The 16,178-nt window shown below is 57.8% G+C and carries 14 protein-coding genes and 2 tRNA genes; 9 read left to right on the forward strand and 7 right to left on the reverse strand.

Annotated features, from left to right (window positions below):
- Window positions 1-198: 198 nt before the first annotated feature.
- Window positions 199-615 carry a hypothetical protein gene (locus VF694_RS06630; protein ID WP_440163959.1) on the reverse strand — a complete coding sequence of 139 codons (417 nt, stop codon included), beginning with the start codon at window positions 613-615 and terminating at the stop codon, window positions 199-201.
- Between the two features lie 226 nt (window positions 616-841).
- Between VF694_RS06630 and VF694_RS06635 the strand changes: the two genes are divergently transcribed.
- Genes VF694_RS06635 through VF694_RS06645 form a run of 3 tightly spaced genes read left to right on the forward strand, consistent with a single transcriptional unit; the run spans window position 842 to window position 3,417 of the window.
- Window positions 842-1,390, forward strand: a complete 549-nt coding sequence (locus VF694_RS06635; protein ID WP_003802760.1) for a PepSY domain-containing protein — start codon at window positions 842-844, stop codon at window positions 1,388-1,390.
- Between the two features lie 3 nt (window positions 1,391-1,393).
- The gene (locus VF694_RS06640) at window positions 1,394-2,059 is read left to right on the forward strand and encodes a response regulator transcription factor (RefSeq protein ID WP_426345570.1); all 666 of its coding nucleotides are present in this window, start codon (window positions 1,394-1,396) and stop codon (window positions 2,057-2,059) included.
- Window positions 2,056-3,417 (forward strand): sensor histidine kinase, encoded by a 1,362-nt coding sequence (locus tag VF694_RS06645; RefSeq protein WP_003802757.1) that lies wholly within the window; start codon window positions 2,056-2,058, stop codon window positions 3,415-3,417. The genes VF694_RS06640 and VF694_RS06645 overlap by 4 nt, the downstream gene beginning before the upstream one ends.
- A gap of 127 nt (window positions 3,418-3,544) precedes the next feature.
- Here the strand turns inward: VF694_RS06645 and VF694_RS06650 are convergent, their stop codons facing one another.
- The gene (locus VF694_RS06650) at window positions 3,545-3,946 is read right to left on the reverse strand and encodes a DoxX family protein (RefSeq protein WP_003802754.1); all 402 of its coding nucleotides are present in this window, start codon (window positions 3,944-3,946) and stop codon (window positions 3,545-3,547) included.
- Between the two features lie 83 nt (window positions 3,947-4,029).
- Between VF694_RS06650 and VF694_RS06655 the strand changes: the two genes are divergently transcribed.
- Window positions 4,030-4,755, forward strand: a complete 726-nt coding sequence (locus VF694_RS06655) for a transporter substrate-binding domain-containing protein (protein ID WP_003802752.1) — start codon at window positions 4,030-4,032, stop codon at window positions 4,753-4,755.
- Here the strand turns inward: VF694_RS06655 and VF694_RS06660 are convergent.
- Entirely contained in the window at window positions 4,739-5,644 is a 906-nt protein-coding gene (locus VF694_RS06660) for a LysR family transcriptional regulator (RefSeq protein WP_219235745.1), read from the reverse strand. The two genes, VF694_RS06655 and VF694_RS06660, sit on opposite strands and share 17 nt — an antisense overlap.
- Before the next feature lie 97 nt (window positions 5,645-5,741).
- On the opposite strand from VF694_RS06660, the gene VF694_RS06665 reads away from it, so the two are divergent.
- Entirely contained in the window at window positions 5,742-6,182 is a 441-nt protein-coding gene (locus VF694_RS06665) for a PACE efflux transporter (RefSeq protein ID WP_039943594.1), read from the forward strand.
- A gap of 100 nt (window positions 6,183-6,282) precedes the next feature.
- On the opposite strand, the gene VF694_RS06670 is transcribed toward VF694_RS06665, so the two are convergent.
- Window positions 6,283-6,359: transfer RNA gene (locus tag VF694_RS06670), tRNA-Pro, on the reverse strand.
- 284 nt (window positions 6,360-6,643) lie between these two features.
- On the opposite strand from VF694_RS06670, the gene VF694_RS06675 reads away from it, so the two are divergent.
- From VF694_RS06675 to VF694_RS06685, 3 genes are read left to right on the forward strand one after another with little or no spacing between them, the layout of a single operon-like run.
- Window positions 6,644-8,272 carry a flavin monoamine oxidase family protein gene (locus VF694_RS06675; protein ID WP_440163961.1) on the forward strand — a complete coding sequence of 543 codons (1,629 nt, stop codon included), beginning with the start codon at window positions 6,644-6,646 and terminating at the stop codon, window positions 8,270-8,272.
- A complete protein-coding gene (locus tag VF694_RS06680) occupies window positions 8,269-8,685 on the forward strand; it encodes a c-type cytochrome (RefSeq protein ID WP_081050103.1) in 417 nt (138 codons plus the stop codon). Before VF694_RS06675 ends, VF694_RS06680 begins: the two co-directional genes overlap by 4 nt.
- Before the next feature lie 6 nt (window positions 8,686-8,691).
- Entirely contained in the window at window positions 8,692-9,213 is a 522-nt protein-coding gene (locus VF694_RS06685; protein ID WP_230406260.1) for a DUF421 domain-containing protein, read from the forward strand.
- A gap of 57 nt (window positions 9,214-9,270) precedes the next feature.
- On the opposite strand, the gene VF694_RS06690 is transcribed toward VF694_RS06685, so the two are convergent.
- The 3 genes from VF694_RS06690 to VF694_RS06700 form a co-directional block, all read right to left on the reverse strand.
- A tRNA-Pro gene (locus tag VF694_RS06690) sits at window positions 9,271-9,347 on the reverse strand.
- 59 nt (window positions 9,348-9,406) lie between these two features.
- Window positions 9,407-11,296 carry an LTA synthase family protein gene (locus tag VF694_RS06695; RefSeq protein ID WP_440163963.1) on the reverse strand — a complete coding sequence of 630 codons (1,890 nt, stop codon included), beginning with the start codon at window positions 11,294-11,296 and terminating at the stop codon, window positions 9,407-9,409.
- A 243-nt stretch (window positions 11,297-11,539) separates the two neighbouring features.
- Window positions 11,540-15,097, reverse strand: coding sequence for an indolepyruvate ferredoxin oxidoreductase family protein (locus tag VF694_RS06700; protein WP_301606888.1), 3,558 nt, complete (start codon window positions 15,095-15,097; stop codon window positions 11,540-11,542).
- A 127-nt stretch (window positions 15,098-15,224) separates the two neighbouring features.
- Between VF694_RS06700 and VF694_RS06705 the strand changes: the two genes are divergently transcribed.
- A complete protein-coding gene (locus tag VF694_RS06705) occupies window positions 15,225-16,178 on the forward strand; it encodes a LysR family transcriptional regulator (RefSeq protein WP_202801533.1) in 954 nt (317 codons plus the stop codon).

Genomic DNA, 16,178 nt, shown 5'->3' on the forward strand with positions numbered 1-16,178 from the left:
GTCTTGTGCGGGATGACCCTATCGGTACTAGCCAGTAGACACGAGAAACGGCGCTGGGCAGGCGCCGTTTCTCGTTCCGCTTTTTTTGCGATTACAGCAATGACAAGGGACAAGCACCGATGGTTGAGGTTAGCCCTGTGTCGCGAGTCGCCCGCGCGGAGGGGGACGTCAGGGGAATCATGCGATTTGCGGGTGGTTTTAGCTCTTTTGCTGCTCGCTGGCAGGGGTTTGAGTTTGTTGACCCTTGCCATCGCGATGGCCGCGGCGGTGCTGGCCATCAGCCTTGCGCTCGACCACGGTGAAAGCACCGTTTTCACCTTCAGAGCGAACCCGGACCACTTTGCCGTCTTTATCCACGACCATGGCCATAATGCGATCGCCCCGCTGATGCAGGCTGCCCACCTTGGTATAGCCGGCCTCTTTCAGACGCTGGTAGGCCGGACCGATATCGGTGACTTCGTCGGCCGTCAGCGGCTTGTGGTCGCGGGCCTGGCGAGTTTGTTTCTGGGTGCTTTGCGTTGGGGCCGTGCCCGTGGTTTCTTGAGCGATGGCAGCGGTGCCGCCCAACAGACTTGCGCTCACTACCAGGGCAGAAAAAAGGGACATACGTTTCATATAAAGCTCCTTCATGTAATCAACAAGTAGTGCTGTCAGATTCCTGGGTAGCTTCCTTTTAAGAGGGAAGATGTGTGTGTCCTGTCAGCTTGGTGCCCATTATGGACAAGGGGCTCTGAATCTAAACTGAAGTTGCTGTTCATGTTATGTTCATCCGCAGCTTGCTATATAAGGGGAGAGTGACTTTGTTGATCCCTCTTTTTTTGTTCTGCACGTACCGGTTCGTATGACCTCCATTAAACAGTCCGCACTGCTGATGTGTCTGGCCGCCGTTTGGGCGGCTGTGGCGCCTGGGGCGGCGGCTCACGCTCACGACTCTTCCGCCTGCGACCGTCAGAAACGGCAAGGCGTGCCCGCGTGGGACAGGACGGAGCATTCGGATTGGTCAGGGCATGATTATCTGGGCGATGACGATTGCCTGCGCCGTTTGCCGGCCGCTCCCCCCGCACCCGCAGCACCGCCTCCCAATGAGCGTTTTGGTCCCAGTCCCTACTGGCCACCGGGCCCGGCCTATCGGGGGCATGACCAGGCGCGTGAAGCGGTGCGTCGGGGCGAGGCTTTGCCACTGCGGGAGGTCTTGCGCCGGGTTCGGGAAGATTATCCGGGGCGGGTGCTGCGCGTGCAGTTTGAATATGACGAGCGTCTTGAACTATGGGTGTATGACTTGCGCATGCTGGTCGATGACAACCGCCTGTTGCGCCTGAAAGTGGATGCCTTGAGTGCCGAAGTGCTGCTGGTGCGTGGGGTCAAGCGTTCTCATTCGAAAGGACATTGAATAATGCGGATACTGGTTGTCGAAGATGAACCGACCCTGGCGGGGCAGTTGCAACAGGCTCTGGAGCGGGCGGGCTATGCCGTTCAGGTCGCTCATGATGGCGAGCAGGGGCATTATCAGGGTGAGGTGGAAGCTTTTGATGCGGTGGTGCTGGACCTGGGTCTGCCCGGCATGGATGGCGTGTCGATGCTGCGGCGTTGGCGCGCCTCGGGCCTGACCATGCCCGTGCTTATTTTGACCGCCCGTAATGACTGGCATGACAAAGTCGAGGGAATGGACGCGGGCGCAGACGACTATGTTGCCAAGCCGTTTCACATGGAAGAGCTGTTAGCCCGCATTCGTGCCTTGCTGCGCCGTGCCGCGGGACAGGTGAATCCGCGCTTGCAACTGGGCCAACTGGAGCTGGATGCGCGTTCGTCTTCAATTACCTGTGCAGGCATGGTGCTGTCGCTGACCAGCCATGAATATCGCTTGCTGGCTTTCATGATGCACCATCCTGCCCAAGTCCTGTCGCGTACCCAACTGACCGAGCATATTTATTCGCAGGACTTTGAGCGCGACTCCAACACCATCGAGGTGTTCATTGGCCGTCTACGCAAAAAGCTGCCGCCCGGCTATATCGAAACCGTGCGCGGCATGGGCTACCGTTTGGTAGACCCGCAAGCATGATTGCCGGGCGTGGTCGGGCCACCCTGGGCTCCTTGCGCAGCCGGCTTTTGCTGGGAACCCTGGCCTGGATCTTGCTCAGTATCATTCTGGCCGGGCTGGGGCTGAACCGTTTGTTTCAGGACCATGTGTATCGCCAGTTCGAGCAGCGTTTGCAGACTCATCTGGACCAGATCATGGCAGACGTCAATCTGGACGCGGCCGATGGTGTCACTTTGCAGTCGCGCCTGAGCGATCCCTTGTTTGAGCAACCTTATTCGGGCATGTACTGGCAAATTGCCCGGCGCGAGGCCGGCAGCCCGCAATGGACGGTGGCTTTGCGCTCGACCTCCTTATGGGATGAGGCCCTGGATGTGAACGCGCCCGATGCGCCCGGGGGCGTGTTGTCTTTGCCCGGCCCGGAAAAGCAGCGCTTGGTGGTGTTGCGCCAGGAGCTGGACGAGGTTAACGACAAGGGCCAAAGCCTGCAGATCATGGTGGCAGGCAACCGGGAGCTGCTGGCCGAGCCCTTGGCCCGTTTTGAGCGGATTCTGTTCCTGTCTCTGGGCGGTTTGGCCGTGGGCCTGATTTTGGCGGCCATCTTGCAGGTGGTGCTGGCCTTGTATCCCTTGCATCTGTTGCGACGCCGTTTGCTGGATGTGCAGGAAGGGCGCGAACCGCAAGTCAGCGGCAATTTTCCTAGCGAAATTCAGCCCTTGGTGGACGATTTCAATGCAGTGCTCAGTGCGAATGCAGGCATGGTGGACCGCGCACGGGCTCAGGCTGGCAACCTGGCCCATGCCGTCAAAACCCCGTTGACGATTATGGGCAACGCTGCTCAGGCGCACGATCCGCATCTGGCAGCATTGGTCAGCGAGCAGGTGGCCTTGGCCCAGCGACAGGTGGACCACCACTTGTCGCGGGCAAGGGCCATGGCGGTACGCGCCATTGGTGTGCGTACGGATGTGTCGGCCTGCCTGCAGTCCCTGTGTCGGGTGATGGGGCGTTTGCATAGCGACAAGCAGATCCATCTGAATCTGCCTGATCAGGAACTGCTTTTTAAAGGCGAGGAGCAGGACCTGCAGGAGATGGCCGGGAATTTGCTGGATAACGCCTGCAAGTGGGCGACGCAGAATGTGTGGTGCCAGGTGTGGCAGCAGGACAATGTGCTGCATCTGGTGGTGGAAGATGATGGCCCCGGCCTGGACCCGGAGCAACTGGAGCGTGTGTTTGGCCGTGGTCAGCGCGCAGATGAACGACACCCCGGTTTCGGTTTGGGACTGGATATTGTCCGTGAGCTGGCGCGCAGCTATCAGGGCAAGGTGCAAGCCAGCGCATCGGAGAAGGGGGGGTTGCGGCTGGATTTGACCTTGGCGAGTTAGGGCAGGAAGTGGAGGTGGTTCGCGGATGGAGTGGCGGGTGCGGTCAGGGCTAGGGGGCGGTACTAATCACCCATGAAAAACGCCCGGCGAAGCGGGCGTTTTTTAAAGATCTGACCTCAGGCCAGCATTAGTTCCACGGGCCAGCATCGCCGCCCAGGCTGTAGCGTCCGGCACCAATCAAGCCTACGGTCAATGCGCCGATCAAGAACATGCCTTGTAGCTCCAGAACCCAGATGCCTTGGGCGTTAAAGCTGCCGATCTGGTTGCTGTGGGCCAGCAGCAAGGCAATAAGCATGTTCATGGCTACAATCAAACCGCCTGCACGAGCATAAAAGCCCAGGATCATCAGGACAGGAGCAATCACTTCGCCTATGTACACGCCCCAGGCCAGAAAGCCGGGCATATTATTGGCGATCAGCATTTTTTCGATGCCTCCAATGCCATAACGTATCTTGGCAACGCCGTGCAGCAGGATCAGTACACCGACCGTGACACGCAGCAAGAGTTTTCCAAGGTCATCGCGAGACATAGAGACGCTCCATTCATGTTGTGGGACAGCAAGGTGCGTTATTGTAGAAGACCGGGTTCTTAAAAGTATGACGGAGCATTTACATGACACAAAAGCAGGCTGTCGCAGCAGAACTGGCCCCCAGCGGGGTTTTGCGTGTTGCCATGAATTACGGCAATCCCGTCCTGGCCCAGCGCGGTGCCCATGAGCAGTCCCCTAAAGGTGTTTCAGCGGATCTGGCTCGCAGTGTGGCTCAGGAGTTGGGCCTGCCGGTGCAGTTCCATGGCTATGATGCAGCCCAGGCCGTGGTTGAGGCGGTGTACCGTGACGAGTGGGATCTGGCCTTTCTGGCGATTGATCCCAAGCGTGCGGAGAAGATCCGCTTTAGCGAGGCTTATGTGCATATTGAAGGCACGTATCTGGTACGCGAGGAGTCTGCCTTTCAGACCGTGGACCAGCTGGATCGGCAGGGCGTGTGCATTGCGGTGGGCAAAGGCGCAGCCTACGACCTGTTTCTGAGCCGACATTTGAACCACGCAGATCTGGTGCGGGCGACAACCTCTGCCGATGCGATTGATCTGTTTGTAGAGCAGGAACTGGATGCCGCTGCCGGTGTGCGTCAGCCTCTGGAGCGCTATGCGCGTTCCCGCAGCGGTTTGCGTGTATTGCCCGATAGTTTCACCGTCATTCGTCAGGCCATGGCGGTGCCATCGGAACGTACGCTGGCCCATGCCTGGATCGAGGCTTTTATTGCCCGGCAGAAAAAAGAAGGGATGGTGGCGCAGTTTCTGGCGGACAGTGGTCAGGCCAACGTCACCGTGCCGGAGTAGGGTGAAGGCGGGTGTGGAGCGCGTTTTGCAGCGCCTGCCTGAACAGGGCTTGAGCCTTGCCGGCTTCCTGACCCTTGGCTTGCAGCAGATAAATGGGCAAGTCCAGGCCATTGCTGCCCGTTGAAAACTGGATTCGTGCCAAACGCCCAGACTTCAATGAGGGACCCAGGCACGACAAGGGAAGATTAGCCCATCCCAGCCCCCGTTCCACCAGTTCCAGTGTCATGGCCAGACTATCCGTTTTCCATTGACGAAGGCTGAGCATGGATCGGTCTTTGCCGGTGTCGTTCTGCGGGCTGCTGATCACGATTTGTCTGTGGGCTTTCAACTCTTCCAGCGGGCGGGGGCCATTTTGCAGCAGGGGATGGCCGGGCGCAGCCACTGCGCTGATCGTTTCGGTCCACAGGGACTGAACAATTCCCACACTTTCCAGCTCCAGTCCGCCATAGGCAATGCACAAGTCCAGCTCGCGTTTTTTCAAGGCCTCGATCAAGGTGTCTTGCGCTGCCGTTCGCAGTTCGATGTCCAGGCCGGGATAGTGTTGCTCCAGAGCTTGCAGGGCGGTCAACGCGGGCTTGGGGTCGACATCACAGACCAGGCCCAGGCGCAAATAGCTTTCCAGACCTCCCGACAGTTCCTGCAGGTGAAGGCGTAAGGCCTGAAGGCGGCTGGCGATCAGTCTGGCATCGGGCAGCATGGCCAGCAGCTCGGCGGTGGGGACGGGTTCTCGACGGCTGCGATCAAACAGGGTCAGGTCCAGCTCTGCCTCCAGATTGGCGATGGCCATACTGACGGCGGACTGGGTGCGCCGCAACGTCCGTGCTGCTGCGGAGAAAGAACCGTGCTCCACCACGGCTAACAACAGTTCAAGATGGTCACTGGTAAGCATGGCTAAATCATCAGAAAAATTGATGGAATCTGACTTTTTCTAAAAGCTGTACTGCGGATAATCATGCTTTCTACGGTTTTAAGCAAGGATGTGTATCGTGCAGGGATGGAAAAGAAGAGTGGTGTATATCGGCCTGTTTGAATTGCTGGGCATGATGGTAGCGGCGACGGTCCTGGCTCAGTTAAGTGGCGCGGGGCCCATGCAAAGCGGTGTGCTTTCGTTCATGATCAGCACTTGCGCGGTAACGGTAAACCTGTTCTACAACATGATGTTTGAGGCCTGGGAGCGTCGTCGTCATATACAGGCTCGTACGTTCTGGCACCGGGTAGTGCATGTGGCCGGTTTCCAGCTTGTGCTGGTGTCCTTGCTGATCCCCTTAATCGCCTGGTGGCTGGATATCAGCTTGTGGAAGGCGTTTTTAATGGAGGCGGTATTGCTGGCGTTCTTTCCGCTGTTTGCCTTTTTCTATAACTGGGCATTTGATTGTATTTTTGGTCTGCCCGATTCGGTCGGCCTGAGCCCCAGCCAGACCCGCTAAGGACAAAAAGCTCCTATCCCCGTGGTTAAGGTGGGACAAGGCTTAAGAGAACCAAAACAAAAAGGCCTTGCAGATTGCTCTGCAAGGCCTTTGAATTTTTTGGTCGGGGCGGCGGGATTCGAACTCGCGACCCTCTGGTCCCAAACCAGATGCGCTACCAGGCTGCGCTACGCCCCGACTAAGAAAAAAATTATAGCGTGTGAGAGTGAACTTGGCAAGCAAATGAGTTCTGAGTACGTAAGAAACCAAGGGTGACAGGGGGTCAGTGAACCTTGAGTGCGGTAAACGTATGTTTCTATTGAGGGATTAACTATTTTAGGTGCTTATAGTTAAGTGGCAATTTGATAACAAAGCAAGGTGTTCTTTGTTGTTTTCCATAGGGGCAGCATTCATGCACCGGGGGTAGATAAAAAAGTTGGGGGTGAATGCTGCTCATCATTTTTCCAAGAGGAGAACGCACGATGAGCCAAGTTTCACAGGGTGGGAGACTGACACGACGACACTTTCTGACCATGGTTGGGTACGCTGCGGGTGGCGCAGCGATGTATCAAGCCATGATGCGCCTGGGGCATGCCGCAGAGGGTAGTTATGACGGGCCGATTCGCCTGGAGGGTAAACCCAGGCCCGGGACCTCTGTCGTCATTCTGGGAGCGGGTCTGGCCGGTATGGTGGCCGCGTTAGAGCTGCGCAATGCCGGCTATCAGGTCAAGATTCTGGAATATCGCCACAAGGTCGGGGGACGCAACTGGACCTTGCACGGTGGGGACAGCTATACCGAGTTGGGGGGCGCCAGGCAGGATGTCAAGTTCGACAAGGATCAGTACATCAACCCTGGTCCGTGGCGCATACCCTTCCATCACCGGGCCTTGCTGGACTACTGCAAGCGGCTCAAGGTCAAGCTGGAGCCGTTTATCCAGTACAACTACAACGCTTATCTGCATAGCAAAGACCACTTCAATGGCAAGCCCCAGCGCTTTCGCCACATTCATGCAGATTTTCAGGGGCAGGTCTCCGAGCTTTTGTCCAAAGCCATCCATACCCACTTGCTGGATGCCCCCTTGTCCACAGAGGATCAGGAGAAATTGCTGGAAGCCTTGCGGAGCTGGGGCGCGTTGGACAAGAACATGGCGTATGTGAAAGGCCATACCAGTTCCGAGGTACGTGGTTTCGAGCGTGATCCGGGAGGTGGCCTGCATGCTCAACCCGAGTTTTCCGAACCGTTGAAGCTGGCTGATATTGTGCGCTCCAGCGTTTGGCACAATATGGGTATTCATGATTTGTACGAGTTCCAGCAGACCATGTTTCAGCCGGTCGGCGGCATGGATCAGATTGGCGCTGCGTTTGGTAACGAGCTGGAGGGGCTATTTACGTTTAATGCCAAGGTCACGGCCATCAAACAGAACGATGGCAAGGTGACGGTCGGCTACAAGGATCAAATCACGGGCCGTGAGCACACCGAAATGGCCGACTGGTGTGTCTGCACGATTCCCTTATCCATCCTCAGCCAGATTGATCTGGATGCCAGCAAGGCACTGCATGCTGCCATCGATGCTGTCCCTTATGCCCCTTCAGTCAAGGTCGGACTGCAGTTCAAACGCCGTTTCTGGGAGGATGACGAAGCGATTTATGGAGGTATCAGCTACACCGATTTGCCGATTACACAGATTTCCTACCCGAGCGCGGGCATGATGGCGGGCGGAAAAGGTGTTTTGCTGGGCGGTTACATGTTCGGGCCCAGCGCGGTGGAGTGGACGTCGCTCAGTCCGGAGGATCGGATCAGGAAAGCCGTGGAGTATGGCGCGCAGATTCATCCTCAGTACAAGGACGAGTTCGAGAGCGGGGTGGCCGTAGCCTGGCACCGCGTACCCTGGACACTGGGTTGCTACGGCATGTGGACGGATCAGACACGGGCTGCTCATTACGAGAACCTGTGCCAGATTGATGGTCGCCTGGTCCTGGCCGGTGAGCACGCCTCTTATGTCAACGCCTGGCAGGAAGGGGCTGTGCTGTCGGCCCTCAATGCCATTACCCGCCTGCACAGTCGGATTGTGGGCGAGCAACACGCTAATTCCCAAGGAGGGCAGTCATGATGATACGAGCACTCACGGTTTTTCTGGCTTGGGGTCTGATGAGCGCCAGTCATGCTGATACGGCAGTAGTGGGGGGCGATAAAGTGGTATTTACCCAGACTAGCGGTCAGGAAATTTATGAGCAAGTGTGTGCTTCCTGCCATATGATCGATGGCAAGGGCGCTCAGGGGGCCGGAATTTATCCGTCTTTGTCCCAGAACCCGAAACTGGGCGCACCTGCCTATGTGGTGTTTATGGTGAACCAGGGTAACAAGGGTATGCCTGGTTTTGGTGGTGTGCTCAATGACGAGCAGATAGCCCAGGTCGTCAATTACGTGCGCTCCCATTTGGGTAACGAGTTCAATGACACGGTCACGGCCAAGGAGGTGGCCGCGCAGCGCCCCAAGGAGCATCAGTATTTCGACCTGAACTAAATATGGATGGTTGACGCTATGCAGGCGATGGGTTGGAGCACGGTCTTTGCTGTGGAAATCCCCGTGATGGAGTCGGTGTTGCGGGGTACCGTGGTTTATTTCGTTCTGTTTATTCTGCTGCGCCTGGCGGGGCGGCGTGAGCTGGGGTCGTTAGGCGTTGCCGATCTGCTCATACTTTTGTTGATTGCCGATGCCAGCGGCAATGCCATGACGGGAGGCAGCAACTCCTTGACTGACGGCTTGCTGGTGGCGGCGACGATTGTAGGGTGGGGATTTGTGGTCGATTGGCTGATGTATCAGTTTCCCGCGCTCAACAAGCTGGTTACACCCCGCAAAGTGTGTGTGGTCAGGGATGGGCAGTACCAGTGGCGGAATATGCGTCGGGAGTTTGTGACCCGCGACGAGATTCTCAGTGAAATGCGGCTGGCTGGCATCAAATCGCTCGATGAGGTCTGCGCCGCGTACATTGAGCCCAATGGCAAACTCAGTTTCTTGAAGGCGGAGCCAACTGAGACGGGTCCAGGGTAAAAGCCAAGGGCCGCAGGCAATAAAAAAGCACCGTTAAACGGTGCTTTTTTAAAATAGTGGTCGGGGCGGCGGGATTCGAACTCGCGACCCTCTGGTCCCAAACCAGATGCGCTACCAGGCTGCGCTACGCCCCGACTAAAGACAAGCATGATAGAACGAATAGCGGAGACGGTCAAGCCCCTGCTGGCAATTTTCAGCGTTTTTGCAGATGGGGCAAGGTGTAGGCCTGGGCGTGATACGCCCAACTGGGCCACAGCACATGGGCCAGGGCTTCTCGGGCCAATGTCTCATCAATCTGGTCCAGCGCTTCGTACTTGTCGGGTGCGGTATAGCGATACTGGCAAGGAGGCAGATGGGGCATCAGCACGGTCAGAATGTCGCCTTTCAGATAGCCGTAGTTCTCGAAGTACTGCATCATGGCCCGGTCGCACTCTTGACGGGTCAGGTCGCGTCCGATCATGGGGTGCTCACTGTCAATGCCCATTAAAGACAGCAGGGTGGGAGCCAGATCGATCTGGCTGATAATGCGTTCGTCCTGGCGCTGGGGAACGCCGCCACCCAGAATCAGGGCAGGAATATGAAAATGACGCAAAGGCACCAGGTTGGCGCCGCCTACGCGAGAGTCATGATCGGCAACAATGAGAAATACCGTATTGTCCCAATAGTCTGATTCGCGCGCCTTGTTAAAGAAGTCGCCAATGGCCCAGTCGGCGTACCTTACGGTATTTTCGACGGTCGCGGGATCTCCCTCTACCGGAAAGCGCCCCGCGGGGTATTCCCAAGGTGAGTGGTTGCTGACGGAAAAGGCCAGTGTCAAGGTAGGCTGCTCCTTGTCCTGACTGAGCAGCTCGTGCAGCTTGTTGAACATGTCCTCGTCGCTGGCGCCCCAGGTGCCTACAAACTCAGGAGACTCGAAGCTGGATTGCTCATACAGCTCATCAAAGCCGTTACCCAGAAAAAAGCTCTTCATATTGTCGAAGTGAGCTTCGCCACCATAGATGAAGCGCGAGCGGTAGTTGTGTTCCTTGAGCAATTGGGCCAAGGTAAAAAAGCGGGTTTGCGAGCCGGGCAGGCGTAAGACCGCATCGGCCACCGTAGGGGGGAAACCGGCTGACACGGCTTCCAGGCCGCGTACTGAGCGAGTCCCGGTGGCATAGGCACGTCGAAAGTTCCAGCCCGTTTGTGCCAGCTTGTCCAGTTCGGGCGTCAGATTGGCCCCGCCCAGATTGCCGACATACTGGGCTCCAAGGCTTTCCTCCACAATCAGGACCAGATTAGGTTTGCGTGAGCGGGTTTGGCTGGGCGTTTGACGATGCAGCGTGGGCAGGCTCTCGGGGCCGACCGGCAAGGCAGCCGCATCACACACGATCTGGTTGATTTCTGCTGGGTCCATGCCGCCGTAAATATCCTCGGCAGAACGCTCGTTTTTCATGCTGTAGATAGCGTAGGCCACGTTGTACAGTGAATTGAGTGGCAGCGTGTTGAGCATGCTGTCGCTGCTCCAGGCTACCGAGGAAGGGTTGATGGGGCGGTGCGCCAAGGTACCGCGTATGGCCAGCGCGCACAGGGCGGCTCCCACCAGCATCCAGATGGGGCGCAGCCACCAGCTCATTACCGGATCGGGGGATACCTGCCCGAAGATGGCCCAGCCTGAATACACAATCAGGCCCAGTCCGATCAGGGCGATGCCGATCATCAGTCGGTAGCCTTTCCACAGCATGCCCACCACTTCCTGCGGGTGCTTCAGATAGTCCACATACAGCCGGTTGGGGCGTGTGTCGTACTCAATGATGAACTGGGGCGTGGACACTTCCAGCAAGGTCAACAGGAACCAGGCGAAGGTAAACCAGACGGCGGCGACCGTCGTCATGAGCGGATAGTGTCCCACCCAGGGGGCCAGCAAGACCACGGGGGCGCTCAGGGCGGCAATCATCAGGGCATCAATGCGCAGGCCGCCAATCAGGATAGGCAGCAGGCCACCGGCTTGGCGTACACGTGGCCATTGCCACAATGCGAAGGCCAGCCGAAAGGCGGTCAGCAAGATCAGGGCTGAGGGAACAAATACATAAACTAGATGGCGCATAAGAGTGGGGTCCTGAATCGACCTGAGAGCCACAGGTGGCGGCACGGGCATCGAATTGCACGATTGTATGTCAGTTTGCCAGGCAAGCCATGGGGTGGCGGGGCTTCATACCCTTAACGGCAGGGGACGGTGCCTGTGTGACTGGGGCGTGCCAGACAAAAAAAAGCAGCTCGCCGGAACGGACAAGCTGCTGTCAAGGAGGAGACAAGAGAGCCGGCCCCGCGCTCAGGGCCGGCTGCGGGTTCAGGCGACGCGCTGGCTAGGTTCCGTACGCGCACGGAACTGGCTGCGCTGTTGTTCGCGCAAGGCGTAGGCTTTCACCTGGCCCGCATCCTTGACATGACCATAGCCTCGGATCAGGTCGGGATAGTTGAGCCAGCGCAGAGCCACTTCCAGATTGTCTGCATCCAGGTGCGCACTGACCTCGTTCAGGTCGGCCAGATAGTCCTGAATGTTTTGGCGCTCCTGACGACGCTCCTGGGTATAGCCAAATACATCCAGCGCGGTTCCCCGTAAACCTCGCAAACTGGCCAGAATCTTGAACAAGTGGCGGGTTGACGGGCCAAACTTGCTTTTGACGGGCTGGCCCTGACTGTTTTTGCGCCCCAGCAGCGGAGGGGCCAGATGGTACTGAATCTGGTAGTCCTTGCCGGGTTCACCTGCAAATTGCGCTCGCAGCTTGTCCAGAAAGGCCGGGTCGGTGTAGAGACGGGCCACTTCGTACTCGTCCTTGTAGCTCATCAGCTTGGCCAGTTGCGTGGCCGCGATACGCGTCAGCGGCAGTGTCTTGTCCTGGTCCAGACGCGACTCGCGTTCCATGATCGGCTTGATGGCGTCGCGATAACGTTGGGCCCAGGCCGGGTTCTGGTAGGCGCTCAGATGCGCTTCCATACGCTTGATCAATGCCTGCACGCTCTCGGGAAAGGTGACCGCGCGGGCTTTGGGCGTGGCCCCTTCCATCAAGGTTTCTATGCCTTTTTCTGCAGCAAGACGACCCCATTGGAATGCTTCGCGGTTGGCTTTGACGGCCACTCCGTTCAGTTCGATCGCGCGTAGCAGACTGTCCATGTGTAGTGGAATCCACCCGCGCTGAAAGGCATAACCCAGCAAGATCGGGTTGGCATACAGGGCGTCTCCCATGACATGTACCGCCAGGGCGTTGGCGTCCAGATAGCGGATGTCTTTGCCTACGGCGTTCTCAATGTCCGTGCAGGCGGTTTGCAATGGAAACTTCCAGTGTGCATTGCCGATCAGATCCGAGGTCGGGCTGGCCGCCGTATTGATAATGGTGTGCGTGCGGTCGCGGCTGACCCGACTCAGGACGTCGGTAGAGGCGCTGACCAGAGCATCACTGCCAATCAGCAAGGACGCCTCGCCGGTTGGAACACGGGTGGCATGCAGTTGATCGGGGCGGCGCGCAATTTGCACATGGCTCAGGACGGCACCGCCTTTTTGCGCCAGACCTGCCATATCCAGAACGCTGACCCCTTTTTGTTCGATATGTGCAGCCATGCCCAGCAAGCCACCGACAGTCACCACCCCGGTGCCGCCAATGCCAGCGATCAAGATGCCGTAGGTTCTGTCCAGGTCAGGCAGTTTGGGTAGGGGCAGGTCCGCCAGATTGAAGGACTCCAGGGAACGACCCTGGGCCTCGGGTTTGCGCACTTGCGCCCCTTTCAGCGTGACAAAGCTGGGGCAAAAACCGTTGACGCACGAAAAGTCCTTGTTGCAGGAAGACTGGTTGATACGACGCTTGGAACCCAGAGGGGTGTCCAGAGGTTCGACAGACAGGCAGTTGGATTTGACCGAGCAGTCACCGCAGCCCTCACAGACCGTGTCATTGATAAAGGCCCGCAAGGCCGGGTCCGGGTACGTTCCCTTTTTGCGGCGACGGCGCTTTTCGGTCGCGCAGGTCTGGTCATAGACCAAAATAGTGGTACCCGGTATTTCGCGCAGTTCGCGTTGGACGCGGTCCAGTTCATCGCGGTGATAAACCGGCGGATTGCCCGCCAGAGTGACGCCCTTGAATTTTTCGGGCTCATCGGTCACCACGACAATTTTGCGCGCGCCCTCGGCATGTACCTGGGCGATGACGTCTGTGACCTTCAAAATGCCATCGACAGGTTGACCGCCCGTCATGGCCACTGCGTCGTTGTACAGAATCTTGTAAGTGATATTGGAGTTGGCGGCGATGGAGGCGCGAATAGCCAGGATGCCGGAATGAAAATAGGTGCCGTCGCCCAGATTGGCGAAAACGTGCTTTTCGTCTGTAAAGGGTTGCTGGCCAATCCACGCGACCCCTTCACCTCCCATATGACTGAAAGTGGACGTGCTGCGATCCATCCAGACGGTCATGTAGTGGCAGCCAATACCGGCCATGGCGCGGGAGCCTTCGGGCACGCGCGTGGAGGTGTTGTGCGGACAACCCGAACAGAACCAGGGTTTGCGCTCGACACTGACGCGGGGCATGCGGGCCTCGCGGTCCTTGGCATCCAGAATCGCCAGGCGGGCCTGAATGCGGGCACGCAATTCCTCGGAAATATCCATGGTGCAGAGCCGACGGGCAATAGCGCGCGCAATAATCGCCGGAGACAGTTCGCCTTGCGGGGGCAGCAGCCAGGGGGAGCGCGATAGCGACCACTCGCCGCCGCCGTGTTCGGTCTCGTCAAACTTGCCGTAGACCTTGGGGCGTACATCATCGCGCCAGTTGTACAGTTCTTCTTTCAGGGCGTATTCCAGGATCTGGCGTTTTTCTTCTACCACCAGAATTTCGGTCAGACCTGTTGCGAACTGGCGAGCATCCTGGCCGTCCAGAGGCCAGATACAGCCTACTTTGAACAGCCGGATACCCAGCTCGGCACACAGCTCGTCAGACAGGCCCAGATCGGCCAGGGCCTGCCGCGTATCCAGGTAAGCCTTGCCGGCAGTCATGATGCCAAAACGGGCGTCGGGCGAATCAATCTCGACGCGGTTCAGCTTGTTGGCGCGCACATACGCCAACGCGGCGTACCACTTGTGATTCATCATGCGGGCTTCTTGTGCCAGCGGTGGGTCTGGCCAGCGGATATTCAGGCCGTCGGCGGGCATGTCCTCGATTTCGGGCAGGATAATGTTCAGGCTGTCCGGGTCCAGATCCACCGAGGCATTGGATTCCACTACTTCGGTGACACACTTCAAGGCAACCCACAGGCCCGAGAAGCGGCTCATGGCCCAGCCGTGCTGGCCAAAATCCAGATATTCCTGCACGTTGGCCGGGTATAGCACCGGGATGCCTGCCGCGGCGAAAACGTGATCGGACTGGTGGGCCACCGTGGAGGATTTGGCGCCGTGGTCATCGCCGGCCAGTACCAGTACTCCGCCGTAGCGTGAGCTGCCTGCCGAATTGGCGTGTTTGAAGACATCCATGGAGCGGTCCACGCCTGGGCCCTTGCCATACCACATGGCAAAGGTGCCATCGAAGCGGGCGCTGGGATACAGATTGGTCTGCTGGCTACCCCAGACAGCGGTAGCGGCCAGATCTTCGTTCAGACCGGGCTTGAACACGATGTCGTGTTCCTTGAGATGTTTGCTGGCCTGCCATAAAGCTTGGTCTACGCTCCCTAATGGGGAGCCCCGGTAACCAGAGATAAAGCCGGCCGTGTTCAGGCCTGCGCGCCGGTCACGCTCTTTTTGCAGCATGGGCAGGCGCACCAGAGCTTGGGTTCCGCTCATATAGGCGCGCCCCTTGGTGACGGTGTATTTGTCATCCAGGGACACGGATTCCAACATGGCCTTGTAAGGTTTGTTGAGAGGGGCATTCATGAGTTTGTCTCCTGCAGGAAGAAAGGTTTTCGTGCAAGTTGTTTTAGTTTGTGCTTTAGTCTAGGGCAGCTTTTTGTTATCGTAAAATCAAATTTACGAGTACCTGATATCTGAAAAACGGATGGCTATGAAACACGAAGTGACCTTGCGGCAGTTTCGTTATTTCATTGCGGCCGCTGTCAGCGGACAGTTCTCCGCGGCCGCTCAGGCCGAGAATGTCTCGCAGTCGGCGATCAGCAATGCAGTCCAGAGCCTGGAGCGGCAGTTGAATGTGGCGCTCTTTGAGCGTTTGCCGCACGGTGTGGAGCTGACTCCGCAAGGGCAGGCGTTTTTTCATCATGCCCATCATGTGATTGATGCCGTCAGTGATGCGCTGAATCACGCCGATTTGCGGCGTCAAAATATTGAAGGACAGATTCGGGTGGCGGCTGGCTACACGGTTCTGGGCTATTTTCTGCCTGACCTTATCAGTCGCTTCAAACATAGCTACCCCAATATCGATATCGAGCTGGTGGACATGGAGCGTCCCGAAATGGAAGCGGCCTTGCAAAGCGAGCGCATCGATCTGGGGGTAGCGATCTTGTCCAATATCAGTGATCTGGCCATGTACGGGCATCATCGACTGAGCAGCTCCCGTCGTCGTTTATGGGTGTCGGACCAGCATGCCCTGGCCAATGAGTCCAGTGTGTCCTTGGCGCAAATCAACCACTACCCTTATATTTTTCTGACTGTGGACGATGCGGATGCGGCCGCCAGGCGTCATTGGGGCAGCCCAGGCTTTCCGGAGCGTGTCGCCATGCGCACGCGCTCTTTGGAAGCCGTGCGGGGGCTGGTGGCTTATGGTTTCGGGGTGACGATTTTGTCGGATATGGTCTATCGTCCCTGGTCACTGGAGGGCAAGCGCATCCAGGCCATCGGCATTCACGATCCGGTGGAGTCTGTGGAGGTAGGCTTGTTGTGGCCGAAAGAGCGGGAGCCCGAAGGACTGGTCGCCTTGTTTCAGCGCTTTCTGATTCAGGCCTGTGACCACGATATGGCCCGCGCCGGCATGGGGAGCCGACGCGGTGGGGGACTGCTGTAA

The sequence above is a fragment of the Alcaligenes sp. Lyrl_28 genome, assembly GCF_051948705.1.
Lineage (GTDB): Bacteria > Pseudomonadota > Gammaproteobacteria > Burkholderiales > Burkholderiaceae_B > Alcaligenes > Alcaligenes ammonioxydans.